Origin of the sequence: Vibrio sp. Vb1729 (genome assembly GCF_033338655.1) — a bacterium.
GTDB classification, from domain to species: domain Bacteria; phylum Pseudomonadota; class Gammaproteobacteria; order Enterobacterales; family Vibrionaceae; genus Vibrio; species Vibrio alginolyticus.
This window is the reverse complement of sequence record NZ_JAWOTB010000011.1, coordinates 282,846-308,140: the sequence shown is the minus strand read 5'-3', so window position 1 is coordinate 308,140 and position 25,295 is coordinate 282,846. Positions and strand designations below refer to the sequence as shown.

The 25,295-nt window shown below is 44.1% G+C and carries 26 protein-coding genes and 1 riboswitch; of the genes, 24 read left to right on the top strand and 2 right to left on the bottom strand.

Annotated elements, in window-relative coordinates; genetic code table 11:
• The first annotated feature begins 80 nt into the window (after positions 1-80).
• The 14 genes from R7E29_RS06300 (at position 81) to R7E29_RS06235 (ending at position 14,744) form a co-directional block, all read left to right on the top strand.
• On the top strand, positions 81-407 hold the full coding sequence (locus R7E29_RS06300) for an MFS transporter (RefSeq protein WP_017635162.1): 327 nt from the start codon (positions 81-83) through the stop codon (positions 405-407).
• On the top strand, positions 407-1,630 hold the full coding sequence (locus R7E29_RS06295) for an HlyD family secretion protein (protein WP_017635161.1): 1,224 nt from the start codon (positions 407-409) through the stop codon (positions 1,628-1,630). Before R7E29_RS06300 ends, R7E29_RS06295 begins: the two co-directional genes overlap by 1 nt.
• A 101-nt stretch (positions 1,631-1,731) precedes the next feature.
• A complete protein-coding gene (locus tag R7E29_RS06290; RefSeq protein WP_017635160.1) occupies positions 1,732-3,054 on the top strand; it encodes an ABC1 kinase family protein in 1,323 nt (440 codons plus the stop codon).
• 112 nt (positions 3,055-3,166) lie between these two features.
• The gene (locus tag R7E29_RS06285) at positions 3,167-4,513 is read left to right on the top strand and encodes a magnesium transporter (protein ID WP_017635159.1); all 1,347 of its coding nucleotides are present in this window, start codon (positions 3,167-3,169) and stop codon (positions 4,511-4,513) included.
• Between the two features lie 806 nt (positions 4,514-5,319).
• Positions 5,320-6,558: a cytosine permease gene (gene codB / locus R7E29_RS06280; RefSeq protein ID WP_258631836.1), complete on the top strand. Its 1,239-nt coding sequence runs from the start codon at positions 5,320-5,322 to the stop codon at positions 6,556-6,558.
• Positions 6,559-6,567: 9 nt separating this feature from the next.
• Complete coding sequence (locus R7E29_RS06275; protein WP_258631834.1) at positions 6,568-7,845, top strand: cytosine deaminase; 1,278 nt, start codon at positions 6,568-6,570, stop codon at positions 7,843-7,845.
• 248 nt (positions 7,846-8,093) lie between these two features.
• A complete protein-coding gene (locus R7E29_RS06270) occupies positions 8,094-8,732 on the top strand; it encodes an HD domain-containing protein (RefSeq protein WP_017819864.1) in 639 nt (212 codons plus the stop codon).
• Positions 8,733-9,491 carry a helix-turn-helix domain-containing protein gene (locus R7E29_RS06265; protein ID WP_053304542.1) on the top strand — a complete coding sequence of 253 codons (759 nt, stop codon included), beginning with the start codon at positions 8,733-8,735 and terminating at the stop codon, positions 9,489-9,491.
• Between the two features lie 146 nt (positions 9,492-9,637).
• The gene (locus R7E29_RS06260; RefSeq protein ID WP_170893120.1) at positions 9,638-11,491 is read left to right on the top strand and encodes an MFS transporter; all 1,854 of its coding nucleotides are present in this window, start codon (positions 9,638-9,640) and stop codon (positions 11,489-11,491) included.
• A gap of 117 nt (positions 11,492-11,608) precedes the next feature.
• On the top strand, positions 11,609-12,226 hold the full coding sequence (locus tag R7E29_RS06255; protein WP_005373653.1) for a hypothetical protein: 618 nt from the start codon (positions 11,609-11,611) through the stop codon (positions 12,224-12,226).
• Between the two features lie 104 nt (positions 12,227-12,330).
• Positions 12,331-12,471, top strand: a riboswitch (FMN riboswitch).
• Positions 12,472-12,584: 113 nt separating this feature from the next.
• Positions 12,585-13,241 (top strand): 3,4-dihydroxy-2-butanone-4-phosphate synthase, encoded by a 657-nt coding sequence (gene ribB / locus R7E29_RS06250; protein WP_005385579.1) that lies wholly within the window; start codon positions 12,585-12,587, stop codon positions 13,239-13,241.
• A 105-nt stretch (positions 13,242-13,346) separates the two neighbouring features.
• Positions 13,347-13,892, top strand: a complete 546-nt coding sequence (locus R7E29_RS06245) for a glutathione peroxidase (protein ID WP_033906358.1) — start codon at positions 13,347-13,349, stop codon at positions 13,890-13,892.
• 10 nt (positions 13,893-13,902) lie between these two features.
• A complete protein-coding gene (locus R7E29_RS06240) occupies positions 13,903-14,346 on the top strand; it encodes a DUF3429 domain-containing protein (RefSeq protein WP_017819861.1) in 444 nt (147 codons plus the stop codon).
• A 152-nt stretch (positions 14,347-14,498) separates the two neighbouring features.
• Positions 14,499-14,744 carry a hypothetical protein gene (locus R7E29_RS06235; protein WP_005373664.1) on the top strand — a complete coding sequence of 82 codons (246 nt, stop codon included), beginning with the start codon at positions 14,499-14,501 and terminating at the stop codon, positions 14,742-14,744.
• Between the two features lie 70 nt (positions 14,745-14,814).
• Here the strand turns inward: R7E29_RS06235 and R7E29_RS06230 are convergent, their stop codons facing one another.
• Positions 14,815-15,414, bottom strand: coding sequence for a thiol:disulfide interchange protein DsbA/DsbL (locus R7E29_RS06230; RefSeq protein WP_238855354.1), 600 nt, complete (start codon positions 15,412-15,414; stop codon positions 14,815-14,817).
• Between the two features lie 83 nt (positions 15,415-15,497).
• The gene (locus R7E29_RS06225) at positions 15,498-15,878 is read right to left on the bottom strand and encodes a hypothetical protein (RefSeq protein ID WP_017635152.1); all 381 of its coding nucleotides are present in this window, start codon (positions 15,876-15,878) and stop codon (positions 15,498-15,500) included.
• Positions 15,879-16,156: 278 nt separating this feature from the next.
• Between R7E29_RS06225 and R7E29_RS06220 the strand changes: the two genes are divergently transcribed.
• The 10 genes from R7E29_RS06220 (at position 16,157) to R7E29_RS06175 (ending at position 25,193) form a co-directional block, all read left to right on the top strand.
• A complete protein-coding gene (locus R7E29_RS06220; RefSeq protein ID WP_017635151.1) occupies positions 16,157-16,453 on the top strand; it encodes an isoamylase early set domain-containing protein in 297 nt (98 codons plus the stop codon).
• A 213-nt stretch (positions 16,454-16,666) separates the two neighbouring features.
• Positions 16,667-17,380, top strand: a complete 714-nt coding sequence (locus R7E29_RS06215; protein ID WP_005373673.1) for a response regulator — start codon at positions 16,667-16,669, stop codon at positions 17,378-17,380.
• Entirely contained in the window at positions 17,380-18,678 is a 1,299-nt protein-coding gene (locus R7E29_RS06210; RefSeq protein WP_005373675.1) for an ATP-binding protein, read from the top strand. Before R7E29_RS06215 ends, R7E29_RS06210 begins: the two co-directional genes overlap by 1 nt.
• Before the next feature lie 119 nt (positions 18,679-18,797).
• On the top strand, positions 18,798-19,190 hold the full coding sequence (locus R7E29_RS06205; protein ID WP_053304549.1) for a hypothetical protein: 393 nt from the start codon (positions 18,798-18,800) through the stop codon (positions 19,188-19,190).
• A 127-nt stretch (positions 19,191-19,317) separates the two neighbouring features.
• Positions 19,318-19,674: a diacylglycerol kinase gene (locus R7E29_RS06200; protein WP_309474432.1), complete on the top strand. Its 357-nt coding sequence runs from the start codon at positions 19,318-19,320 to the stop codon at positions 19,672-19,674.
• A 21-nt stretch (positions 19,675-19,695) separates the two neighbouring features.
• Positions 19,696-21,351 carry a phosphoethanolamine transferase gene (locus R7E29_RS06195; RefSeq protein ID WP_053304551.1) on the top strand — a complete coding sequence of 552 codons (1,656 nt, stop codon included), beginning with the start codon at positions 19,696-19,698 and terminating at the stop codon, positions 21,349-21,351.
• 123 nt (positions 21,352-21,474) lie between these two features.
• A complete protein-coding gene (locus tag R7E29_RS06190) occupies positions 21,475-22,407 on the top strand; it encodes a Gfo/Idh/MocA family protein (protein WP_053304552.1) in 933 nt (310 codons plus the stop codon).
• 218 nt (positions 22,408-22,625) lie between these two features.
• Complete coding sequence (locus R7E29_RS06185) at positions 22,626-23,057, top strand: YccF domain-containing protein (protein WP_005373685.1); 432 nt, start codon at positions 22,626-22,628, stop codon at positions 23,055-23,057.
• Between the two features lie 691 nt (positions 23,058-23,748).
• Positions 23,749-24,087 carry a hypothetical protein gene (locus tag R7E29_RS06180; RefSeq protein WP_053304554.1) on the top strand — a complete coding sequence of 113 codons (339 nt, stop codon included), beginning with the start codon at positions 23,749-23,751 and terminating at the stop codon, positions 24,085-24,087.
• Between the two features lie 257 nt (positions 24,088-24,344).
• Entirely contained in the window at positions 24,345-25,193 is an 849-nt protein-coding gene (locus R7E29_RS06175; RefSeq protein ID WP_054576131.1) for a patatin family protein, read from the top strand.
• The last annotated feature ends 102 nt before the right edge of the window (positions 25,194-25,295 follow it).

The window sequence follows — 25,295 nt, the reverse complement described above, 5'->3', positions numbered from 1 at the left end:
AGTGATTGAATCTGTCACAAAGAAAGCCGCAAATCAAATTCAGATCACAATACGCCAACAGTTTGATAGAGGAGTGTTTAATGAGTTTACTGAGTGTCCCGTTTGTCGGTACAGGCGCAGATACGGCGTTACATGTTGTCGCTGCTGTCGTTTTAATTGCGAGTGTCGCGGGCGCGTGTTACGGCTTTTGGAAAATCCATGAATTGCCTATCAATAAAGCACACAGCAAAGACCATCATCAGATAGGGCTCATCACTGCGCTGACCTGGATAGGGTTTGTCTGGCACTGGGTTTGGGTGCTAGCCGTGATCTTTGCATTCGTTGATATGGAAAAAGCCATCATCAATCTGCGTGATACATGGAAAAGTAAACCGCAAACAGAAACACAGCCAAAAGAGGAAGCATAATGTTAGAAGGTTTAGCGGTATGGGCACTCTTCATCTATCTGTTGCGTTTGGTTGGCATGCCTTGGAACAAAGCAACCAAATCGTTCGCTTATCTTGGCGGCTTGGGTTGGCTAATGTTCGTCTGGGTAGGTTTGATTAACTTCACCCCGATGGATTTATCCGGCGGTTCTGTCGTGCAGTCGCCACACATCCAATTGCGTCCAGATTCAACCAATGTAAAAGGTAAAGTTGACCACATTTACATTGAGCCGAATCAGCAAGTTAAAGAAGGTCAGCTCATTTATGAACTTGACCCAACGCAATACAACATCGCATTAAATCAAGCGAACGTATCCGCTGATTCTGCTCGCGTTGCATTAGCTACAGCAATAGGCGACATCGAGATTGAAGAAGCTAACCACGAAGCGCTAGTGCAAGATCTAGAAACATCAAAGAGCCAGTTGGAAGCGGCGAAAGTTGACTACAAATTGCAGAAAAAGATGCTAGTTCGCTATGTTGAGCAAAACCGAGTGGTGCAAAACACCATCACGGAAAGCGACATCGACAAACAGTCGAGCACAGTAGACATGGCTCGCCACAATGTGTTGACTCTTGAATCTCAAATCAAGAAGAAACAAGTCGATATTTCACGTGCGAAGCTGGCGATTCATAAAGCGGAGTTAGCGGTTGAAACGAAGCAGGCTGAATTGCGTCAAGCGGAAGAGCAAATTGCAAAAGCACAATGGGATTTGAACAGCACCAAAGTGCATGCACCTAGTGATGGCTTTGTAACTAACTTTATCCTGCGTGAAGGTCAGCGCGTATCAGCGATGCCACGTATTAATATGTACACCAACGAGAAGTACGTACTGATGCGAGTGAACCACCAAGCGATTCGTAACATCAAACCGGGTCAGCCAGCGGAATTCTCTTCGTCCGTTTACCCAGGTAAGATCTTCTCAGCGACCGTCGAAGGCATTGTTGAAGCAACAGGTGAGTCACAAGGTAATCTACTGGGTTTCGATGATTCCGTACGTGTCACCACTGGAAAGAACTTACAGAACAAACACCACTTTGTTCGTCTTAAGATTGATGAGCCAGAAGGCTACGACATCCCTGTTGGCTCTGTTGGCCTCGCATGGGTCAGCGGTGAAAAACCGATAGGCTTCATGGCCTTCTTAGATGTGATTCGCGGGATCATCATCCGAATGAAGTCTCAACTGTACTTCTTCTACTCTATCTAAACTCGCAAACCGCCAGTTACGCTGGCGGTTTTCTTTTCATTTGTATCCAAACATATCCTTTTCCCGTATAACAATTAGTTAGTAAATAGCGGAGAAGATTCATGTCGGCAAAGGAAAGAAGCCTACCTACCCATCGCATCTCAAGATTCAGCAAGTTCGCTTCACTTGCTACCCGTGTCGCAGGCAATGTGATTGCAGAAGGCACGAAGCAGATAGCCAAAGGCAACAAACCAAAAGCGAAAGACCTCTTGCTGACGCCACAGAACATCGCGCGCTTAACTGACCAACTTGCTCACCTGCGTGGCGCTGCAATGAAGCTTGGTCAAATGCTATCAATGGATGCTGGTGATGTTTTAGAACCTGAACTTGCCGATATTCTTTCCCGTCTTCGTTCCAACGCAGACCCAATGCCTGCAAAACAACTCAACGCAGTAATGGAAAGTTCGCTAGGAACGAATTGGAAAGCTGAGTTTCTGTCATTTAACTTCAAACCAATCGCCAGTGCATCAATAGGACAAGTGCACCAAGCCTACAGCGATGCGGGCGATAACCTAGCCGTCAAAGTGCAATATCCGGGCATACGGAAAAGTATCGATAGCGACGTCGATAATGTCGGTACACTGCTCAAGGTCGTTGGGTTGATTCCCGAGTCTGTCGACTACAAAGGATTGCTCGAAGAAGCGAAAAAGCAGCTACATGACGAGGCCGATTACGCACGAGAGGCACAATTTGCCATTCGTTATCATGACGCTTTGAAGGAGCACCCTCATTTTGTGGTGCCCAAGATTCATACTGAAAGTTGCTCAGACTCCGTTCTCGCGATGGAATTCATTGATGGTAGCCCGATTGAGCAAATCGAACATTATGATCAGAGTACGCGAGATTTTGTCATGCACAGCCTACTCGAATTACTGTTCAGGGAGCTGTTCGAATTTAAGATGGTACAAACCGACCCAAATTTCGCCAACTACTTATATATCGAAAACACTCGTCAAATCGGCTTGCTAGATTTCGGGGCCACTCGAGAGTACAGCGAGCGGTTCAGCACTGGTTATCGCCAAGCTTTCGCATCTGTCGTTAACAATGACGAACAAGGCTTGAATAATGCGCTTGAACAAATAGGCTTCTTCAGCCAAACCATCCTTCCAGACCAACGCCAAGCGATTCTCGATCTAGTGAAAATGGCATGTGAACCGATGTTAGTTGATGAGCCTTATGACTTTAAAGCCAGCGGCTTAGCACAAAAGCTTCGCGAGGCTGGCACCATTCTAAGCATGGAGCAAGAATACTGGCATACTCCACCAGCAGATGCCCTATTTTTACACAGAAAAATCGGCGGAATGTACTTGCTGGCAGCCCGTATTGGCGCAAAAGTGAACATTCGCCAATTGGTACAGCCATATCTCACCATCAACAGCGAATAGCCTATTGTTTTTCTGTTACTTTCAAGTACCTTGAGCAAGGTTAAGGTGCATAGTTGTGCATCTCAATAACATGCCATACTTCCATAAAACGAATTAACTATCGGGGTACTCGGTGAGCAAGTTTCAAGATCTCTCCACTCTAATCCAGCAAATTGGCCAAGCCGAAGAAGCGGATCAAGTCGCAACGCTCAATGAATCTATTGAAGCGGGCCTCGAGCCCGGCGCGGTTGCCCTGATTCTAGAAGCCTTTCCAATCGACGATCGTGTTCGCTTATGGCGAGCTTTACCACTAGAGCTACATATCGACGTGTTAACGGAAATGCGTGCGGACGTACGTTTCTCTATCATCAACGCGTTATCTGAAGTCGAGCTAAAACTCACTCTCGCTAAACTCGACAACTTATCGCTCATCGAATGGGCCGATTCGTTACCAGAGTCGATCATAAACGAAGCGCTCTCGTTGATAGAAAAAGATGAGTTGGAACTTTACGATCAAGCAAACGAGTATGCTGATGAAGAACTCGGCCACTGGGCTGAACGTAAGATCATCACCCTTCCCTTCAACATTACGATTGGGACAGCTAAGCAGTTAATGGAGCGCTATAGCTACGACACGCCTCAACAGGTATATCTGATTAATCGTAATAAACAGTATCGTGGAACGGTCAATTACTTCGATATCTTACGTGGTGACCCCGATATTCGCTTAAAAACACTCGTTATTGAGGCAGTGACGGTTCTAGACAGTAAAATGATGCTTCCTGAAGCGGTAGAGGCATTAGAACACAGCACACTGCCCGCTCTCCCTGTAACTGATGCAGACCAAACACTGATCGGTGAAGTCGATTGGCAGTTTGCATTGAGTACACAGCGTGAAATCTACGAAGCACGTTTGATGGCCGGTACAGGTATGGATGAAGGCGATGACTTGTTTGCACCAGTATTAAAAAGCTCGCAAAAGCGCGGTGTTTGGTTAGGCATCAATCTGCTTACTGCGATTTTGGCGTCTGTCACTATCGGACTATTTGAAGATGTAATTGCGCAGGTGGTGGCTTTGGCGGTGCTCATGCCAATTGTTGCATCCATGGGGGGCATTGCTGGCAGCCAAACGCTCACTCTAATGATTCGTGCGATGGCGCTTAATCAGATCACCCCAGGTAACCGCTTCAAGCTTTTGAAAAATGAGTTGGGTATTGGCTCTCTGAACGGCATTGCTTGGGCGTTAATCATCGGCGGGCTCGCCGGATTGTGGTTTCAATCTCCGGTTCTTGGGGGAACCATCGCGCTGGCCATTATCGTCAATATTATTACCGCAGCTTTATTTGGTGTGCTGATTCCCATTATTCTGGATAAGTTTAAATTGGACCCCGCTTTGGCTGGCTCGGTGATTCTAACAACAGTGACAGATGTCGTTGGTTTTTTCGCCTTTTTAGGAACGGCGAGTTTAGTCATGCTTTAAAAGGTTCATTGTTTATTAATCAATCATTAGCATAATAGAGTCAAATTGCATAACGCAGTTGCAAATTGCAAACATTACTCAAACTTTAAGCAACGCATGTCACAGAAACTACGTATTTTAGGGCATATTAAAGTTGGCACAGTAACTGCATTATATAAATCGACCCTTCTTAAGCCGAGGGTCACCTAGCCAACTGACGTTGTTAGTGAACTTGATTTTGTTCACATGTATATAAGCCAATCGCACTCTTTGCGGTTGGCTATTTTTTTATGTGGCTATTGCCCTCTTATCCTCTGACCGAGCTCGGTTGTACTTTTCTTACCCACAACAGATTGTTTACTGTTTATAAAATTCAAATATTCGCCCACTAAGCCATTAGAAATACCAGCTTCAACAAAAATAAATCACCAAAACAAAATAAAACCAAGAAAACACACCCAAGAAAAGAACAAATAACGTCCAAACCAAAAACCTCATCATGAAATCGTTTTCTTTTCATAGAAATCGACTGAACAATCCAGAGTTATAGATAAATTTAATCCATAAAAACAAATAGCAATTCAAAACATTCATTTCACATGGAAAACCTGTCTATAAATCATAGAAAATACGTAAAATCAAAATTTCCACCTTTAGAATTTAAAAATCAAACCATTGTTATTAAAAGAAAAAATACACATAAAAAACAAAGCAAACGTTTAAATTGCAATTTTATCATTGACTATTAAATTTACATCACGATAATACGCGCCGTTTGCCTGAAAATCAGGTGCTATAATTTAATATTTCAATGTGCGGAGGTAATAATGGCTGGAGACAATAACTACAGTCTTGGACCAGTTCCTAACACGGCCAGAAAAGGCGTGGCGTCACTTACAATGGTGATGTTAGGACTCACTTTTTTCTCCGCAAGTATGTGGACTGGGGGTTCTCTCGGTACTGGGCTCTCCTTTAATGATTTTTTCCTCGCTGTTCTCATCGGTAACCTAATCCTCGGTATTTACACTTCTTTCCTCGGTTACATCGGCGCTTCTACTGGTCTCTCTACTCACCTTCTTGCTCGTTTCTCTTTTGGTTCTAAAGGCTCTTGGCTTCCTTCTGCTCTTCTTGGCGGTACTCAAGTTGGGTGGTTTGGAGTTGGTGTCGCGATGTTTGCGATTCCGGTGCACAAAGCAACGGGCATCGATACCAATACTTTGATCCTCGTCTCCGGTTTGCTCATGACCGCGACCGTTTACTTTGGCATCTCCGCACTGATGGTGTTGTCAGCAATTGCCGTTCCTGCCATTGCGCTACTTGGCGGCTACTCTGTCATCGAGGCAGTAAATAGTGTTGGCGGTATAAGCGAACTACAACAGGTTCAACCAACCGAGCCACTCGATTTTTCAATAGCTCTCGCGATGGTTGTCGGCTCTTTTGTCAGTGCTGGTACATTAACGGCGGATTTCGTACGCTTTGGTAAAAAGCCGCGCAGCGCCGTGATGATCACCATGGTGGCATTTTTCATCGGTAACTCGTTAATGTTTATCTTTGGCGCGGCAGGTGCGTCGGTGACGGGTCAATCAGACATCTCTGAAGTGATGATCGCGCAAGGTCTTCTTATTCCAGCTATCATCGTTCTTGGCTTGAACATCTGGACGACCAACGACAACGCGCTCTACGCATCGGGTCTTGGATTTTCCAACATCACAGGCTTACCAAGTAAATACATCTCAATGGCGAACGGTCTTGTTGGCACACTTTGCGCTCTCTGGCTCTACAATAACTTTGTTGGCTGGCTGACCTTCTTATCTTTGGCAATTCCACCGATTGGCGGTGTGATCATCGCTGACTTCTTCACGAACCGTAAACGCTACGCAAACTTTGAAGCCACCCAATTCCAAAACGTTAACTGGGCTGGCATTATCGCTGTCGTGATTGGCGTTGGTGCGGGACACTTCCTGCCTGGCGTAGTGCCGATTAACGCTGTACTTGGCGGCGCAATTAGCTTCCTGATTCTTAATCCTATTCTTAACAAAAAAGCACTGGCTACACAGCCAGCGTAAGGAACCATCATGACAACACTACTGATCAAAAACGTAATGCTAAAAGGACAAGAAGGTCTGCAGCAAATTTTGATTGAAGATGGTCAATTCAAGCGCATTGAAAGCAACGATGTGGAGCTTAGTCATAACGGTGACATCATCGATGCTGAAGGCGGTATGGCGGTTGCGCCTTTCTGCGAGCCACACATTCACTTAGATACAACTCAAACCGCAGGCGAGCCAAACTGGAACATCTCTGGCACATTGTTTGAGGGTATTGAACGTTGGGCTGAGCGCAAAGAAATGCTGTCGATTGAAGACGTGAAAGCGCGCGCAAAACAAACCTTAAAATGGCAGATAGCAAACGGCGTACAACACGTTCGTACCCACGTCGATGTTTCAGACCCTACCCTAATTGCCCTAAAAGCGATGATAGAAGTGCGTGAAGAGATGAAAGAATGGGTAGATATCCAAATCGTCGCCTTCCCGCAGGAAGGAATTCTCTCTTACCCAAATGGCAAAGAGCTGCTAGAAGAAGCCGTCAAATTAGGTGCGGACGTGATTGGCGCGATTCCACACTTTGAATTCACACGCGAATATGGCATTGAATCGCTGCACTACGTATTCGAGTTAGCGCAAAAATACGACCGCCTGATCGACGTGCATTGTGATGAAATCGATGACGAACAATCTCGCTTCGTTGAAACACTGGCAGCATTAGCGCACAAGTCTGATATGGGGAATAAAGTCACGGCCAGTCACACAACAGCGATGGGTTCCTACAACGGTGCATACGCATCTCGCCTGTTCCGTTTATTACGCATGTCCGGTATCAACTTCGTGGCAAATCCATTGGTGAACATTCACTTACAAGGCCGTTTTGATGATTACCCAAAACGTCGCGGCGTAACACGAGTGAAAGAGATGCTGAATGCCAACATCAACGTCTGCTTTGGACACGATGATGTATTTGACCCTTGGTACCCACTAGGCACTGCAAACATGCTGCAAGTGCTGCATATGGGTCTGCACGTGTGCCAGGTGATGGGTTACGACCAAATCAACAACTCACTGGATCTGATCAGCACCAATTCAGCACGTACACTGAACATTCAAGATAAGCACGGCATTGAAGAAGACAAACCTGGTAGTTTACTGATTCTTCCCGCAGAAAATGGTTTTGACGCAGTACGTCGCCAAGTGCCGGTTCGTTACTCTGTTCGTCACGGTAAAGTGATTGCAGAAACACAGCCTGCGACGACTCATATTCATCTTGAACAAGCAGAGCAAGTAACGTTCAAACGCTAAAAAGATCGGCGTGACGAAAAAGGCCTGACGACATCGTCAGGCCTTTTTTCTACTGGTAAACATCACTGCTCGCTCTGTCTATTCTTGTCTCATAAACCACTGAACACATTGAAAGGCCATATAAAACGGCTCAGTACCAAACGTTGCACAAGGTTCTGGTGGCTGAATCTCAATTACACCATCGCACTTGGAAATTATTCTAAGCGTTGGGCATACTTCTGACTTCATTTTAGTTGTAGATATGAACCATGACGTCATTAAGCCAGATAGAACCGCAATTTTTGGAATTTATGCAGCAAGAGATGCAAGTAGATGCAGCTCATGATCTTAAACACGTAAAACGCGTGGTCAAAACAGCGAAACAGCTCTGCAAAGAAGAAAATGCAGACATCGCGATTGTATTACCGGCTGCCTATTTGCATGATTGCTTTACTTACCCGAAAGATCACCCAAATCGCAAAGAGAGCTCAATCATCGCAGCCAAAAAAGCGGTCGCATTTTTAGAGAGTATCGATTATCCGCAGCAATATCATGATGCCATTGCTCATGCGATAGAGGCACACAGCTTTAGCGCAAACATCAGGCCAAATACGTTGGAAGCTAAAATCGTCCAAGATGCCGACCGTCTGGACGCTTTAGGCGCAATTGGCGTGACGCGATGCATTCAAGTCAGCACTCAATTTAACGCGCAACTTTACAACGACAGCGATATATTTGCCGAAGAACGTGAACTTAACGATAAACAATTCACTCTGGATCACTTTCAAACCAAGTTATTCAAAATCGCTGAAACCATGAACACAGAGTCAGCAAGACGCGAAGCGCAAAAACGCAAAACCTTTATGCAAACGTACCTAGAGCAGTTACACGACGAGGTAACAGCGTAAATGTCAGAAAGCTATACGTTAATTAAAGAGCTTAAACGCCAACTAAAGTTAGCTGGGCTGCATTATGCCGATGTTGCACAACACCTTGATTTAAGTGAAGGAAGCGTCAAACGTTTACTCGCTGAAGGTCAACACATTAGTCTTGAACGCTTAGAACGCATTTGCCAATTGATTGGTTTAGAAATGGCGGAACTGTTTAAGATCGCGGCTGCGCACAATAAAGGTCTAGAGTCGCTAACGTTAGAGCAAGAAAAGCAGTTGGTTGATGATAAAGCCCTGCTACTCGTGGCAATCTGTGTTGTAAATGGCTATCAGTTTGAGCAAATCGTTCAGCAATACACCTTCAATGAGTTTGAACTGGTGCAAAAGCTTGCTCATTTGGATCGTCTGAACATCATCGACTTGCAGCCAAATAACAAAATTCGTTTGCGTATATCTCCGACATTTAAGTGGCAGATGGGCGGCCCTATTCAACGGTTCTTCCAACAGCAAGTTCAAGACGCCTTTTTCCAAAGCTACTTTTCTGGTGAAGATGAAAAGTTCTCCATGGCAACAGGATTGATGAGTGTACCAACCAACAAGAAGCTACAACAGAAACTGCAAAAGGTCATCGATGAGTTTTATCAGGCTTGCCAAAATGATAGCTCTCTCGATATGGACGAAAAACACGGCACCTCTCTGATTATTGCGATGCGTCGTTGGACGTTCCCTCTGTTTGAACCATGGGAAAGAAAACCTACTCAGAAGTCTCGGAATTAGTAACTCAATAAACGAATGGAAATGAAAGTAACGAATTTCGTTACTTTTGGTGGCATACAACGTCACTTGAAAGAGAAAGCTGGTTTAATCGTTCATTGAGCATAAAGTGCTCCCATCTCATTCGACTTTGTTTAATCGGGGCCCGTATGTTTTTCTCAAAACGCTTTTTTCCTTACTTTGTGACGCAATGCCTTGGCGCACTCAATGACAACATCTACAAAAACGTTCTGTTATTGATGGTGACATACAGCCAAATTGATAACCTACCAATATCCGTCAATCTATTCGTTAATTTGGCGGCAGGCTTATTCATCCTACCTTTCTTTCTATTCTCAGCGCATGCTGGTGCCGTCGCTGACAGCATGGACAAAGCCAAATTAATCCGACGTCTAAAGCTCATCGAACTAGCTATCATGTCTTGCGCAGCAACCGCTATTGCCACCCAAAGTGCCATGCTGATGCTGGTTCTGCTGTTTATGACAGGCACTCAATCGGCCTATTTTGGTCCCGTGAAATACGCCTTGTTACCACAAGCGCTCAAACCAAATGAGCTTGTTAAAGGAAATGCTTGGGTTGAAATGGGCACGTTTCTTTCGATTCTTATAGGTACGCTTAGCGCAGGCCTGCTGCTAGCCATTCCTAATGGTACCTTGATTGCTTCTTGTACCGTGATTGCCTTGTCTTTGCTTGGGTTCATGAGCAGCGTGAATATTCCAACGATGCCTAGCCAATCGAATGACAAAGCGAAATTTGAACCGATTTCTGGTTTAAAGAACACGTTAAAAGTGGCAAAAAAACAGAGAGGCATCTGGATGTCTATTCTTGCCATCAGTTGGTTCTGGTTCATGGGTGCGACTTACCTAACTCAATTCCCTAACTTCGCACGCGAACATTTGTTCGCAGATAGCACTGTCGTTTCTTTACTGTTGGCATTGTTTTCGATTGGTATCGCGACAGGCTCTTGGTTGTGTGAAAAACTTTCTTTCAACCACGTTGAGCTTGGTATTTTGCCATTCGGTATCCTTGGACTGACAGTGTTTGGCGTCGACTTGCTATGGGCAGTCCCAAGTTATCCATCACTTCCGGTGCACTTTTATGATGTGCAAAGCTTCGTTGCTGAATCCAAACATCTGCGCGTCATGATTGACCTGTTCCTTGTTGGTGTAAGCGGCGGTGTCTTTATTGTTCCTCTTTATGCGTTCATCCAGTCGCGTTCAAACAAAGGGGAGTGTGCACGTGCCATTGCTGCTAACAACATCATGAATGCGTTGTTTATGGTGGTGTCTGCTTTGGTTTCGATCGTTGTACTCAGCGTACTAGAGCTTTCTATTGTGGAACTGTTTACCATGATGGCAATAAGTAACTTTTTCGTGGCGATCTATGTCTATCGCCAAGTACCGGAATTTACACAACGCTTTATCAGTTATTTACTCAGCCATTGTATGTATCGTGTGTCAGTAAAGGGGCGCCAACATATTCCTGAACAAGGTGCTGCGTTAATCGTGGCTAACCATGTTAGCTATGTCGATGCATTGATTTTGATGGGAACCTCTACTCGCCCGGTTCGTTTTGTGATGGACAAGTCCATCAGCGAGCTACCTGTTCTTAAATATGTATTCCGTCATGCCGGTGTTATCCCGATCTGTTCTCCACGTAAGTGTGCCGACACTTACCGACGAGCATTTGAGGAGATTGAACAAGCACTTTACGACGGTGAGGTTGTCTGTATCTTCCCTGAGGGTCGTTTAACGTCTAACGGTCAATTGGGTGAGTTTCGCCCTGGTGTAGAGAAAATCCTTGAACGTAACCCTGTTCCTGTCATCCCTATGGCGTTAAAAGGGCTTTGGGGTTCTTTTTTCAGCCATAAAGGCGGACATGCTCTCACAAAACGACCGACTCGTTTTTGGTCAAAAGTGGATGTTGTTATCGGTGAAGTGTTAAGTCCTGCGTCTTTAAATCGTCATCAATTGCAACAACAAGTACAGGATTTACTGGGCTGAGTCGCTTGCTACAGCAGTCAAACTTTGCAGCAAAACGTAAATAGGCACCACAAAGCACAAGTAGTTTCTTGTCAATTAGAGTAGGATATCTACGACGTCATAAATCTAGGAGGTATTATGAAAATCATCATCTTACATGGTCTTTATATGCATGGGCTGGTCATGCAGCCTCTTAGCCAAAAGCTGAGAAAACTCGGATACGAAACGCAAGTACTCAGCTATAACACTGTTGCTATCGATGAGTCTTCACTGTTTGATTCTATTGATCATTCGCTTAATCCACTGACCACAAACGTGCTCGTGGGACACAGCTTGGGGGGCTTGATGATTAAGCGCTATCTCGCCAACAGAAAACCGAGCACTAACTTAATCTCTCATGTTGTCGCTATCGGTTCGCCTCTTAAAGGCGCGTCCATTGTAGGTCGAATTCAAGATCTCGGATTGGGTGCAATTTTAGGCAATTCGCCACACCACGGATTAAACAAACATGATGACGCCTGGGATTTCCCTCAAAAACTCGGCAGTATCGCAGGAACGATGCCGATTGGCGCTCGCCCATTGTTGATCCGTAATGACAACACCATGTCGGACGGTACCGTTACCGTAGAAGAGACAAGACTGGACGGTATGCAAGATCATATCGAAGTGAAGCAAACGCATACGAGCCTGATTTACAACACCTTCGTGCCGCAGCAGATTGATCACTTTATTCGCACAGATTATTTCCGTCGATAGCACACTTTTCCATCATACAGATGGAATCGACTTTCCAAGCTATTCAGTTCGCAGTACTATCCTAGCTCCACTTCTTCACAACTTGGATGAAGTGGTACATTTTTAATTGTTCTCAGGGCGGGGCGAAATTCCCCACCGGCGGTATACTTTTTCAAGTGAGCCCGCGAGCGCTCGATTCGTCGAGGTCAGCAGATCTGGTGAGATGCCAGAGCCGACGGTTATAGTCCGGATGAAAGAGAATAAGAATACACCAGCATAGCGAGTCAGATCGCTAAGAATGCTGGTGCACTTCTTTTTGATCGTATTTTACGGCGATCTCTCATACCGCCCTGATTCTGGTGAAATTTAGGAGTTAACCATGAATCAGTCATCACTACTTGCCGAATTCGGCGACCCAATTACTCGCGTTGAAAACGCACTTATCGCTTTAAAAGAAGGCCGTGGCGTACTGCTTCTTGATGATGAAGATCGCGAAAACGAAGGCGATATCATTTATTCAGTCGAGCACCTCACTAACGAGCAAATGGCATTGATGATCCGCGAATGTAGCGGCATCGTTTGTTTGTGCTTAACAGATGTTCAAGCAGACAAACTGGAACTGCCTCCAATGGTGGTAAACAACAACAGCGCAAACCAAACCGCATTTACGGTTTCTATTGAAGCGAAAGTTGGTGTAACAACGGGTGTTTCAGCAGCAGACCGCGTAACGACCATTAAAACGGCGGCAAACCCGCACGCAAAACCGGAAGATCTTGCTCGCCCGGGTCACGTATTCCCTCTGCGTGCACGTCCAGGTGGTGTAATGACTCGCCGTGGTCACACAGAAGGTACGATTGATCTGATGCAAATGGCAGGGCTTCAACCCGCTGGCGTACTGTGTGAAGTGACCAATCCAGATGGCACGATGGCAAAGGCACCGGAGATCGTAGCATTCGGTCGCCTGCACAACATGCCGGTACTGACGATTGAAGACATGGTAATGTACCTGAACCAGTTCGAGTTGAAACTGGCATAGTCAGATCTCAGCTCTTGAAAAAAGCCGCGCATTTGTGCGGCTTTTTTGATCGATCCTCTTTGCACTTGAGTAGTTATACTTATTGAAAACAAGGGGAACAACACCATGAAAGGATTACTGAAACTCGCCGCTCTCGTTAGCTTTCTCTCCATGAATTCGCTTGCTCTTGCATCTGAGTGCCCTGATATTCTTCAAGGTAAGCAAAGGTTGTTAAACTCAACGGAAGAAGTCGATCTATGCGAAAGCTTTAAGGGAAAGACACTACTAGTCGTCAATACAGCAAGCCAGTGCGGCTTCACTCCTCAGTTCGAACAGTTAGAAACCCTCTATCAAACTTACAAAGACCAAAACTTCACCGTTATCGGTTTCCCGAGCAATGACTTTCGACAAGATAGAGGAAGCGAAACAAACACTGCGAAAGTCTGTTATCTCGATTACGGGGTAACCTTTCCAATGATGGCTCGCTCTTCAGTATTAGGTGTAGATGCGAACCCAGTCTTCAACCAAATTACTAACCAAGCAGGCATAAAACCAAAATGGAACTTCTACAAGTTTCTGATTAGCTCTGAAGGTAAAGTTATTGCTACTTTTCCAAGCTCCACATCACCGACAAGTACTACGCTTACCAATATGATAGAGCAACAATTGTAAGGTGACGACCATGACAACACGCTCAACCATGCTACAACTCGGTTACTTAGGCCTGGTTCCATTTGTGTTTAGTTTAGGGCTGATTTTCACTGACATCTCACTCTTCAATTTAAGTGGTCAGCAATTTTTCATCGCATATAGCGCCGTTATATTAAGTTTTTTATCTGGCATCCTTTGGGGTAATGGCATTGAGCATTACTACCACCGCCTTAGCCGAAATGTATTAATTCTCAGCAACCTTTTTGTCTTACTGGCTTGGGGCGCATTACTGCAGGGCCACAAACATTACGCGGTCGCTACCCTACTCTTAGCAATTGGGTATCTTGCTGTTTGGTATGCAGAAAAGCTCGTGAGGAAAGTCGAACAAGACGCCGAGCCCAAGGGATATCAAGGAATGAGGAGCAAACTGACCTTCGGCGTAATCGTAATGCACGGATTGGCTTTAGTTTCATAACCTGGTCTGTCCAGTACTAAGATCACAAAAAAACGTCTTTTTATAAAACAATGTTCATTTCGTGAATGCACACATATTTTGAACACTGTTTTGTTTCATTTATGAATCAATCCACATATAAGTAATTCAAAGCATTCACAAAGGATATGAATATGTTTTTTCGCAAACTTTTGTTTAGCACTGCGATGATCAATGCAACGACAGGTTGCGTGTCTTACCAGGCACAACAAGCCGCCGCTCAAACAGTAAATAATACAGGCGCTGTGCTTACCAATGTGATTAAAACCACGATTGCTCAGCCATGTAATGTTGCAATCACTGCTGCTAGCTTGTTTTATCCGCATGCCATATTTATGACTAGTGTTCCGACTCAAGCATGTACAAGCGTTCTTAGATAATACGAAAGTGATAAGCATAAAAAATGGCGACTCTACCGTCGCCATTTTTAAGTATCGATGCTATTTATAGTTACAGCGTCAATAAGTAATTAACTAATTGATTGTACTCGTCGTAAGTACGAATTTCGTTGGCCAAAACAATGTATTTATTGTTCACAACCACACCCGGAACCCCTCTCAACGTGCTAGCAGAGAATTGCTTATCAAAACCTTTCTGCATTGAGTTTACGGCGAAACTATTGTACGCCGCATCAAACTTCTTACCTTCTACGCCATTATCAACGAACAGCTGTTTCAGCTCAGCTTCGTCTTTTGGCGCTTGTCGCTTTTGATGAATTTGGGCAAACATGGCAGGAATCATTGTATCTTCAACTCCTAGCGACACCATCGTCGCGTAGGACTTGGCCATCGGAATCGCCATATCTCCGCCCATGAACCCCACATGTACCTTTTCAAACTTTGCCTCTTTTGGCAGAGCAGGTTTTAAACGCTCAATAAGCGACTCAAACTTGTAGCAATGTGGGCAATAAAAAGAAAAGAATTCCGTCACAACAGGTTTCGATGCTTTCTTAACATCCAGAACTTTGTAGTGCTTCCCTTCTTCAAATTGCGCTGCATGAGTGGTAAAAGTCAGTAAAAGTGCACTACATAAGGCAAGTAGTTTTTTCATTGTTTATTTCCTTGTGGCATTCAAATGCCAAATCATTTCATTTGGTAAAAAGGAGTAAACCCCAAGTAATTTGAGATGAGGAATTAAACAATCGGAGGACGATAAAGCTTGGTGATCACTGTCACTACTTTTTCGACTAGAGGCCTATCAATCAAGGCAAGGCTATAAGGAAGAAGCAGTAAGTCGTTTTGAGATAAGTTGGCGGGAATTTTGACCATGCAGGAAGAGCTACAACTCGTGTGAGATTGTTGTGCCTTATTGATGGCTAACTCATCGTGATGTGATTCTACGCAGTCGTCATTGACGCCAAGTTGTTTGTGCAGAGAAGCCTGTTGAACAATAAGATCGCGTACTTCAATTGTTTTCATCGGAGCGGAAGCCTGCGCCACAGGAGCGACACTACTCAAAAGCATAGCAACTAAGCAAACTATCGCAGTGAACAATGTACGGTTAAACTTCAACATAGCTACATCAAGGAAAATGGTGATTTAAGATAATACATGATAACGGTTTGACTTCAAGATACGGACTCTCGGCTCGCTAACAAACTCTGTTCTTTGACTATTTTAGGCTAGTGAATTTTCTCTCTAACGCTCCCTCAGTACACGAAACCAGCACAACGAGCTATTCACCGTTCGGATACTCCCCTCATCAGATACCAGCAACAATTCGATAAAACTTGAAATCATTATGAAACACGAGTAATAGTTAGAACAGTTTTTGTACGAACAAGGAGAGATCAATGCTTAAAAAGAGATTCTTTAAGACAAAAGATGAAGTCGAAGTCACGTTCGAGCTAGATAAAGATCAGTGGGACTCTGTCCAAATTGCTGGAGACTTCAACAACTGGCAGCCAGAACCGATGAAATTAGTGAAGAAAAGTCGTCAGTTTAAATTTAAAACCCGCTTACCTAAAGCGCAGAATGTTCAGTTCCGTTACTTGCTCGATGATGCGAAGTGGGAAAATGACCCACAAGCTGATGCTTACGTTCCAAATGTTTTTGGCAGCGACAACAGCGTCGTGTGTACCACCGAATAAGCGGTAATTTCGCTTTAAGATTCCATACCTAGGCGCAAACGTTGCGCCTTTTTGCATCTCTCTAAATGTGATAGGTGATTAGATTTAAATTATTAATTGGCAATTTTATCCAATTAACTCATCCGATAACCTTATTCTGAGAAAGCTTTATTTGAAATAATTCGTAAATTTGTTTAAGTTCCATTGATATTAAATATTGTATACATCACTTAAATGAACGCACAACAAATCAAACCATCTCTAATCATTGTGGAAGACGATCCCAAATTACAAACTATGTTGGGTGAGTATTTTGTTGAACAAGGTTTTCAGGTCAAATGTATCGACAATGGGACGGACGCACCCAATGCGATTATTGACACACAACCAGACGTGGTGCTGTTAGATTTGATGCTACCCGGGCAAGATGGTCTGAGTGTATGTCGTCAAATCCGAGAATGCTACAAAGGCAAAGTGTTGATGCTGACAGCAAGTGATGATGACTTCGATCATGTCGCCGCATTAGAAATAGGCGCAGATGACTTTGTTACTAAACCCATCAAACCTCGCGTATTGCTGGCTCGTATTCGCATGCTATTAAGAAGAAAAGAGGCGGCGCCTACCGAGTCCGAAAACGGCCTACAAATTGGTGTTCTGTGTTTAAACCGATTGCGTAAATCGTGCGTAATGAACCAAGAAGAAATTGCGCTGACAGACGGCGAGTTCGATTTGTTGTGGGTTCTTGCTACGCATGCTGAAAAAACACTATCACGTGAGTGGCTGACCAAAACACTACGTGGTATTGAATACGATGGAACAGACCGCACCATTGATAATCGCATAGTGACACTGAGAAAGAAGCTAGGCGATGCTTCTTGCTCACCACAAAAAATCATTACCGTTCGCGGCAAAGGCTACCTATTTATGCCTGATGCATGGAATGAATAATGAGACGGATTTATCTGGAAAGCTTTGTTGGCCTTATCATTCTGTTTATGGCTAGCTTGTGGGGATACGAGTTCTTAGTTTATGAGATCAACACAGATTATGACTACCTATTACAAGAGCATGAGGGTCAAGCTTTTCACGATCTGATCTACCCTATCTATAAAGAACACGGATTAGAATATACTCAACAACAGTTGGAACAATTTGCCACATCAAGCCATCGTTTGTTGGTGCCTCATACGCTTGAAGAGCTTCCAACAGACATCAAAAAGGCGTTTGAAAGTGATACCTCCGTTAACGTCGCTTACGATGAAGAAAGGGATATCTGGTTCCGCCTAGATGCGAGCACGCCTATCTTTAAAATGAGCGATAATCCGAATAGTCCTGTGGTTAAAGCAGCCAACTTTGATGACAATATCGTTTGGTTGTTCTTTTTAGCTGGATTTGCTCTGTATTGCATATTGTTGATCTGGTTCTTAAGCCGTCGGATTCGAGAGCTAGAGAGAGTGACCGTTGAGTTTGCCTCAGGTAACTTCAAGGCTCGAGCTAGTACCTCAAGCGCTAAGTCTGTTGGGACGTTAAACAAAAGCTTTAACACGATGGCCGATAAAGTATCTCGCTTGATCACTAGCAATAAAATGCTAACTAACGCCGTTGCACATGAATTGCGTACCCCAATCTTCCGCTTACAATGGCAAGCAGATTTGTTATCGGATTCAACCTTAACTGAACAACAGAAAAAGTATGTTTACAGTATCGTCGAAGACATTGACGAGATGGAAGAAATGGTTGAAGAATTGCTTTACTACGCAAAGATGGAGCGTCCTGACACAGCATTACAAACTCAAGAAGAAGTCGTCCTATTCAACTTAGTCAAAGAATTACGACAGAGATGGCAAAAAGAGACTACGCTCGCTATCTCGCTTCAAGAAGTAAACTCAGAAAACGTTCTCGCGTTTGCTGACCCAAAATTGTTAAAGCGAGCCTTAGATAACTTGCTGCGCAATGCAATGCGGTACGCGGATAAGCAGATTTTAGTAGAGATAAAACACGATCAGCACCGCTGCTTCATCAATGTTCATGATGATGGCATAGGTATTGAAGAAAAGCATTGGCCTCATCTATTCGAACCATTTTACAGTGCGGATGAATCTCGCAACAAAAAGACGAGCGGGTTTGGGCTCGGCTTGGCGATTGTCAGACAGATAATGGAGCTTCAACGTGGAGAAGTTTCGATTTGCCATAGCCCACTTGGAGGAGCTTGCTTCACACTTAGCCTCAAAAAATCAGACAGTTAACTTAACCTTCCTACCCCATTTACAGAAGACGACACTTCAATACACTCAAGCGACAGAGCCCAACAATAAAACAGTGTACATTTAATCCATAAGATTCACACACTAAATGGATAGTACTCATGTATAAATCTTTTATCCTGATTATGGCGCTTACTCCTACGCTTACAGCTTGCGCCTACAATCAAAAACCTGTCGTCGACATGACCAATGTCGACCCTAGTACATATGAACAAGACTTTCTTTACTGCCAAGGCTATGCAGAAAATGTCGACAAATCAGAGGCAGCGAAATCTGAAGCCACTAATGGGGCGGTTACAGGCGCATTGATCGGCGCAGCTGCTGGTGCGCTAGAAGACGGATTAGGTGGAGCGGCTGTCGGTGCTGCTGCCGGCGGAGCTGTAGGAGCTGGAGCTGGTGCTTTGAGTGGAACAAATGATTCAACCAAAACCCAATCTCTCGTATTGCGTAAATGTCTCCAGAACAAAGGCTATACCGTCTACGATCTTGATTAAATAAGCACTTTTCTTAAATTATCGCGCGATGGATTCTATTCACAAATGTTTCACGCTGTAACGATTAATCTCGTTACCTCTCTGGGATATGTGTTCCATCCCAATGCTTAAATAGTAAGGTCATATTTTGAAGCCAGGTAAAACAGGTATACGCCGTGTCATGGATGCGACCGGCTATTCATTTCAAGGATTGAAAGCCGCATGGACACACGAAGCCGCTTTTAGACAAGAATTGATTCTCGCCTTGGTGCTTTCCGTCTGTGCTTTTTTCCTTCCTGTCACCACATATGAAAGAGTGCTGATAATCAGTAGCCTGTTCTTGGTATTGATCGTCGAACTCATTAATTCCGCCGTAGAAGCGGTTGTCGACCGTGTTAGCGATGACTGGCACGAGCTCAGTGGTAGAGCCAAAGATATTGGCTCAGCAGCAGTATTTGTTGCGTTAACTCTTGCCCTTTTTATTTGGGCTTCGTTCTTGCTCTAATTTTTATTCAAGACACTCATTATGAAGACACATGATTTACAACAGAGAGGTATCTCTTACGTTACCTTTACTTTCCTGTTGGCGCTGTATTTCGCTCTCGTCGTAAATATCCCTATTTATAAAGAACTGATCGGCATCTTTACACACTTAGATAATGTCAAAATTGGATTTATTATCACAATACCAATTTTCTTTCTTGCCGCGCTCAATTTCCTTTTTAATTTATTTAGTTGGCCTTGGATCGGCAAGCCGTTCTTTATAATTTTAATTATTGTTTCAAGTATGGTGAGCTACGCAAGCTATAACTATGGCACACTTTTCGATTCTGGAATGATTGCCAATATTGTTGAAACCGATTCGAGCGAGGCGAGTTCTTACCTGAGTGCTCACTCTGTAATTTGGACGCTGATTATGGGAGTTATCCCAGCGATAATTGTCTTTAAGGTCAAGCTGCAATCTCAACGTCACCAATTACTGTACTTCTCTGTTACCAAATTAGTATCGATGCTGTCGTCGCTAGCTGTCATCGCCGTCATTGCCAGCGTGTACTATCAAGACTACGCATCTGTAGGGCGCAACAATAGCCACCTAAAAAAAATCATCATACCCACCCAGTTCGTTTACAGCGCGACCGGGTATGTGAAGGAAAAATATTTCACCACGCCAGAGCCATATCGAGAAATCGGCACAGATGCAAAGCAGTCAAATAGCGCCGTACAGCAAGCACAGAGCAAACCAACACTACTGGTTTTTGTCGTAGGAGAAACCGCTCGAACTCAGAACTACCAACTCAATGGCTATACACGAGAGACAAACCCTTATACTAGTAAACTGGATGTTATCTCATTTCAAGACGTCGCGTCTTGTGGCACCGCGACTGCTGTATCTGTGCCTTGTATGTTTTCACAGCTCACGCGAAACGAGTTTGAACGCGCCAAAGCGGATAACCAGGACAATGCTCTCGATATAATGCAGCGCGCCGGGGTTGACCTCATTTGGAAAGAAAATGACGGTGGGGATAAAGAAGTAGCCCACAAGATCAAGAAAATCGAAGTGGATCGAAAGCAAGTAAGCCCTATGTGTAATGGCCAAACTTGTTACGACATGGCGCTATTAGATCATTTTGATCAGGAAGTCGCGGATATGCACGGTAACCGAGTGGTCGCCATGCACCTTATAGGAAGCCACGGTCCGACCTACTTTCAGCGTTACCCAAGAGACAACGCCTTCTTTAAACCAGACTGTCCACGTGCAGATATCGAAAACTGTAGCATCGAACAAATAGTGAACACATATGACAATACAATACGCTACACCGATCTTGTATTGGCAGAAACCATCAAAAAACTTAAAGCGTTAGAGTCTGAGTATAATACCGCGCTAATTTACATATCGGATCACGGTGAGTCACTAGGCGAAAACGGATTGTTCTTACATGGTATGCCTTATGGCCTTGCACCAGATTTCCAAAAACGCGTTCCTTTGATTATGTGGCTGTCTTCGGGCTTTAAACAAGCGAAGCAGATCAATACCGACTGTTTGTATATACAAGCACAGAATGCAGGCCAATACTCACATGATAACGTGTTCCACTCTTTATTAGGCATTATGGATGTACAAACTCAAGCCTACGATAGCAAGTTAGATATATTCAAAGCCTGCCGAGCCGTTTCCTAAATCATTCAATAAAGCCTGGCTCAAAGTGTGAATCAGGCTTTTTCTAACAAGGTATTTAAACTCATCGCCGCGCCAAGCGTTATACTGACAGTCCGCGATCCATACATCGAGATAAGGACTAGGATGAAAATTGGTATTATTGGTCTAGGGGATATCGCTCAGAAAGCATACCTTCCTGTTATCACTCAGCTTCCAAATATCGAACTTGTATTTTGTACCCGCAACCCAAACACACTTGAGAGCCTGGCTAAGCAGTATCGAATCTCAGAGATCTGCCAGGACTACCAACAACTTCTGCACTTTGGCGTCGATGCCGTCATGATTCATGCGGCAACAAGCGTACACCTTCAAATAGCGGCATTTTTTCTGCAACATGGAATCCCAACCTTTGTCGACAAACCATTAGCGAACAGTGCTGATGACGTCGAAAAGCTGTACGATATTGCCGAAAAAGAGAGACAGCCACTCTATGTGGGCTTTAACCGTCGTCACATTCCACTTTATAACCAACATATGCCACAAGTGCAGCAAGGCAACATATCTGACTTAAAGTCGCTACGCTGGGAAAAGAACCGTCACCAACTACCGGGGGATGTTCGTACCTTTATATTTGATGATTTTATTCACCCATTAGACAGCGTTAACGTCACAGCCAAAGCAGATCTAAAAGATGCTTATGTAACTCATCAACTTGAAGGTGGTCAGTTGGCGCGTTTAGATATTCAGTGGCAACATGGAGATACTTTGCTCCACGCCTCGATGAATCGCCACTTCGGTATCACTACAGAGCGCGTTCAAGCTTGTTATGCAAACAAGGCAGTTGAGTTCGACTCCTTCGTTGAAGGCAAACTATGGCAAGCTAACCAAGAGCAAAAAATCAATTTGAAAGACTGGACGCCAATGCTGACGAGTAAAGGTTTCCACTCGATGTTGCTCGATTGGTTTGGCGTCGTTGAGTCTGGAAATATTGCTGATGAAGTAGTAACACGCAACATTGCCAGCCATCGATTGGCAGAGCAAATTTGTCAATATCTCGAGAAAGTTGTCTCTAGATAATGCGATTCTTGGCTATATGCTTGATTGAGTATTACGCTCTATACTAAAAAGACTTGCCTTAAGGAAGGCATTCATTCTCTGTTAAGACTACTGCGATTATTCTATCAATCAGGTGAATGAGGGCACAAAAGCACACATCGACAAAACAGACGGTTTAGATTTGTTTTACGGTGCTCTCAGGTATCTGAATCATCACATTCAAGAATAAAGGAAATAGAATGAGAACACTTGGTAACATCATTTGGTTTGTATTTGGTGGCGTATTTATGGGGTTGCTATGGTGGTTTTTTGGTATTTTGGCCTTTATTAGCATCATCGGAATACCTTGGGGGCGTGCGTGTATCGTTATGGGTAATTTTTCCTTTTTCCCATTCGGTAAAGAGGCCATCTCACGCGATGAATTGACCAATGAAATGGACATTGGCACGAGTCCGCTCGGCGTTATTGGTAACGTCCTTTGGTTTGTATTTGCAGGCCTTTGGTTAGCTATCGGTCACGTACTTTCTGCCGCAGCATGCTTTGTCACCATAATCGGCATTCCGTTTGCGCTCCAACACCTCAAGCTAGCGGTTATTTCACTCGCACCAATTGGTAAAACGGTTGTATCGTCAGAAGAAGCTGCAATGGCTCGATACAACATCAATCGTTAGCAAAAAGCTAATGCGCTTTCTATCCTCTGGGCAGTCATGCTCAGAGGGTAACGCCCGTCAAAAGTAAGCCTATAATCGCTATCGCATATTCAATAATGGCTGATTGTATATTCATACCGTCACCTTTACGTTGAAGTTTATCCTAGCTCAGCACTGCTTTACTTTTATAATTAATCAATACACCCAAGTGAGTTCAAGATGCTAGACTCATAGCGTCGTCACTGATTCAAACTCCAAGAACGACGTAACGAAAAAGCGAGCTATCCTATGCTCGAAATATGGGTTCTTTCCCCCTCGAAGTAGAGTTCAACAACAAAAAAGACGAACTATAAGCATAGCCAAAATTAATGCTTTTCGACCTAAAATATCTCACATCAATCAAAGAAAGCTTCTAAGATTTTCTCTTTTTGAGTAAATATAGACAGTTACAGTAGCGAAATTCTTCTCGGTAAAACTCCCCACTCAATCTCATGATCAGTTTTTTTAAAAAACAACAAAAATTCGTTGTTATCTAGAGTAATTATTTTATTTGTCGCAGAGCAATTCCATCAATATCATTTGCGACATCGGAGTGCTAGAGCATTGAACTTTTTAGCATTTATCACAGGTATAGAACGTAAAAAACCTTTTATTACTTATTTTTCTTTTTACATATGTTCTAACTCAACGTCTATTCAGACAGGAATATACCGTGGATAAATATCAAGCAGCTTATGCTAAGCGTCTAGAGAAACTAAATGGGGATCCATCTCCTAAAACGATAGCCCGCCTTTCGGCTTGGGATGCGTTTTTTAACAAGGAGTACGAGCTCCAAGACTTGGAATACCAGCTATCGGACGCTGCGCACCAGCACTATGAACAGTCGCATGCGAAGAGCGACATTAGCTTCAAAGAATTCAAACGAGCGTTCTATTATGAATCCATCAAAATTTACAATTTAACTGATGGCGCTTCTATCCAGAAAGTATTCACCCCATTACTTTTGCTTACAACGCTCTGGATAGTGTTCGTATGCCTATTTAACAAGTGATCATCAAACTATTCCAACAACGATCAGTATGGGACTACAGGTATGGCTCTATGTAAGGGGGCTAATTGGCTCGGTCTCCTTCACTAAATTAGCGACTCAATTACCCGCAATTCCATAGGCTAAAAGTGACAAGGGCATCCGTTGATGCCCTTTTTATTCAAAGGAACGCAACCTAGACCTTTGGCCCACTTGGGTATAAAACCATTATGCGTTAAGCTGCACGCTATTATCCGATTGATAAAGAGTGGAGCGAAGTGATGGAAAAAGTAGGCTCTCGAGCATTGATTGTCGAAGGTGGAGCCATGCGAGGCGTATTTTCATGCGGCATACTCGATCATTTTCTTGCTAGCGAGTTCTCTCCATTTGATAGCTTTTGGGGAGTGTCTGCGGGTGCTAGCAACTTGGCTGCCTACTTAGCTAAAATGCCCGGACGTAACTTAAAAATCTACCTCGATTACAGCTTAAGAAAAGAATTTATCTCTCCATCTCAACTTCTACGTGGTGGTGATATGATGAACTTAGACTGGATGTGGAATGTCACCCTCGAAGAACTTGGCATCGATAAATCTGCGCTCAAAGCCGATTCACGACCCTTCTTTTTAGGCGTGACGCGTCAAGACAATGGGCAAGCGGAGTACCACCTTCCTGATGTCGACGACTTGGCAGAAACAATGAAAGCCAGCAGCGCACTGCCTGTACTTTACCGAAATGGCGTATCACTGAACGGAATTCAATACGTTGATGGTGGCGTCTCAGACGCACTTCCTGTTGCAGAAGCAATAAAGCGAGGAGCCAAAAAGATTATGGTTTTACGCAGTCAGCCCGCAAGCTATCAAAAGCCAAGAGGAAGATTCAGCGCCCTAACTAGGAAGATGTTGAAAGAAACGCCCGGATTAATTGAACCGATGTTGACACGTGAAGTTCGCTACAATCAGACCTTAGCGCTGATCAACAACCCACCACCTGGTATCGAAATCATTCAAGTGTGTCCTCCTGAAACATTCAAGTTGAAACGGCTGAGTCGATCGCCAGCACCACTGCGTCATGCTTATGAGTTAGGAATTGAAGCAGGAAAGGAAGCCATCATACGATGGAGTCAGAAGTAGAAAAAAGCCACGTGGATTAAACGTGGCTAACGCAAATTCGATGGCAGTGGATTATCGTATTTGCTTCTGGTCGAGCCCAATATTCAGGCTCAAAACTGTTTT

Excerpts from the sequence above, each read along its gene's own strand:
- R7E29_RS06300 (WP_017635162.1), top strand. The coding sequence starts at position 81 with ATGAGTTTACTGAGTGTCCCGTTTGTCGGTACAGGCGCAGATACGGCG.
- R7E29_RS06295 (WP_017635161.1), top strand. The coding sequence starts at position 407 with ATGTTAGAAGGTTTAGCGGTATGGGCACTCTTCATCTATCTGTTGCGT.
- R7E29_RS06290 (WP_017635160.1), top strand. The coding sequence starts at position 1,732 with ATGTCGGCAAAGGAAAGAAGCCTACCTACCCATCGCATCTCAAGATTC.
- codB (WP_258631836.1), top strand. The coding sequence starts at position 5,320 with ATGGCTGGAGACAATAACTACAGTCTTGGACCAGTTCCTAACACGGCC.
- R7E29_RS06275 (WP_258631834.1), top strand. The coding sequence starts at position 6,568 with ATGACAACACTACTGATCAAAAACGTAATGCTAAAAGGACAAGAAGGT.
- R7E29_RS06270 (WP_017819864.1), top strand. The coding sequence starts at position 8,094 with ATGACGTCATTAAGCCAGATAGAACCGCAATTTTTGGAATTTATGCAG.
- R7E29_RS06265 (WP_053304542.1), top strand. The coding sequence starts at position 8,733 with ATGTCAGAAAGCTATACGTTAATTAAAGAGCTTAAACGCCAACTAAAG.
- R7E29_RS06260 (WP_170893120.1), top strand. The coding sequence starts at position 9,638 with ATGTTTTTCTCAAAACGCTTTTTTCCTTACTTTGTGACGCAATGCCTT.
- R7E29_RS06255 (WP_005373653.1), top strand. The coding sequence starts at position 11,609 with ATGAAAATCATCATCTTACATGGTCTTTATATGCATGGGCTGGTCATG.
- ribB (WP_005385579.1), top strand. The coding sequence starts at position 12,585 with ATGAATCAGTCATCACTACTTGCCGAATTCGGCGACCCAATTACTCGC.
- R7E29_RS06245 (WP_033906358.1), top strand. The coding sequence starts at position 13,347 with ATGAAAGGATTACTGAAACTCGCCGCTCTCGTTAGCTTTCTCTCCATG.
- R7E29_RS06240 (WP_017819861.1), top strand. The coding sequence starts at position 13,903 with ATGACAACACGCTCAACCATGCTACAACTCGGTTACTTAGGCCTGGTT.
- R7E29_RS06235 (WP_005373664.1), top strand. The coding sequence starts at position 14,499 with ATGTTTTTTCGCAAACTTTTGTTTAGCACTGCGATGATCAATGCAACG.
- R7E29_RS06230 (WP_238855354.1), bottom strand. The coding sequence starts at position 15,414 with ATGAAAAAACTACTTGCCTTATGTAGTGCACTTTTACTGACTTTTACC.
- R7E29_RS06225 (WP_017635152.1), bottom strand. The coding sequence starts at position 15,878 with ATGTTGAAGTTTAACCGTACATTGTTCACTGCGATAGTTTGCTTAGTT.
- R7E29_RS06220 (WP_017635151.1), top strand. The coding sequence starts at position 16,157 with ATGCTTAAAAAGAGATTCTTTAAGACAAAAGATGAAGTCGAAGTCACG.
- R7E29_RS06215 (WP_005373673.1), top strand. The coding sequence starts at position 16,667 with ATGAACGCACAACAAATCAAACCATCTCTAATCATTGTGGAAGACGAT.
- R7E29_RS06210 (WP_005373675.1), top strand. The coding sequence starts at position 17,380 with ATGAGACGGATTTATCTGGAAAGCTTTGTTGGCCTTATCATTCTGTTT.
- R7E29_RS06205 (WP_053304549.1), top strand. The coding sequence starts at position 18,798 with ATGTATAAATCTTTTATCCTGATTATGGCGCTTACTCCTACGCTTACA.
- R7E29_RS06195 (WP_053304551.1), top strand. The coding sequence starts at position 19,696 with ATGAAGACACATGATTTACAACAGAGAGGTATCTCTTACGTTACCTTT.
- R7E29_RS06190 (WP_053304552.1), top strand. The coding sequence starts at position 21,475 with ATGAAAATTGGTATTATTGGTCTAGGGGATATCGCTCAGAAAGCATAC.
- R7E29_RS06185 (WP_005373685.1), top strand. The coding sequence starts at position 22,626 with ATGAGAACACTTGGTAACATCATTTGGTTTGTATTTGGTGGCGTATTT.
- R7E29_RS06175 (WP_054576131.1), top strand. The coding sequence starts at position 24,345 with ATGGAAAAAGTAGGCTCTCGAGCATTGATTGTCGAAGGTGGAGCCATG.